Consider the following 555-nt stretch of genomic DNA (forward strand, 5'->3'; position numbering starts at 1 on the left):
GATGGTATTGAGCGCGGTGACCGTGCCCAGTGCCTTGTAATACAGCGGGAAGTCGCCCTTCACCGCCGGCGCCACACGCACCGGAATCGGCCCGGTACCGCCGCCGAAGCCCGGCCGCATCATTCCCGAGCGCCCGGTATGGCCGGCGGCCGCTTTGTCGCCGCCCGCCTTGTCAGCAGAGCCGGTGGGCCAGAATTTCCAGCACAGGACAGCGATGACCAACAGGACCAGCAGGCTGATCAGCCAGCGACGGGATTTGCGGGGGGACGATTGCATGGAGTTATTGACCATTGGGCGCGTGGGCTTCTATTACGGGAGGCTGAACGATAAGCACTGAGTGGATTTAAGCAAAGCAGCTTTACCGGCAATTTACCTTCCACTTACGTTTCAAGGTGTTAGGCAAAACCCTGATACACAAATGAAAACGGCCTGGACAGGGCCAGGCCGTTAACAATTGTAAAAGCCTTACTTGAGAACGGACAGTGCCGCTTCGTAGTTAGGCTCTTCGGCGATTTCCTTGACCAGTTCGCTGTGCAGGACGGTGTCGTTTTCGTC

2 pseudogenes are annotated in these 555 nt (G+C 58.0%); both read right to left on the minus strand.

The features are described 5' to 3' along the window. Positions 1 to 291: pseudogene (locus J5M71_RS26805) on the minus strand (multidrug transporter subunit MdtA); the annotation flags it as partial. Between the two features lie 174 nt (positions 292 to 465). Then, positions 466 to 555, minus strand: a pseudogene (gene tpx / locus J5M71_RS26810) (lipid hydroperoxide peroxidase); the annotation flags it as partial.

The sequence above is a fragment of the Pseudomonas sp. 43(2021) genome (genome assembly GCF_017490805.1).
Classification (GTDB): Bacteria; Pseudomonadota; Gammaproteobacteria; order Pseudomonadales; family Pseudomonadaceae; genus Aquipseudomonas.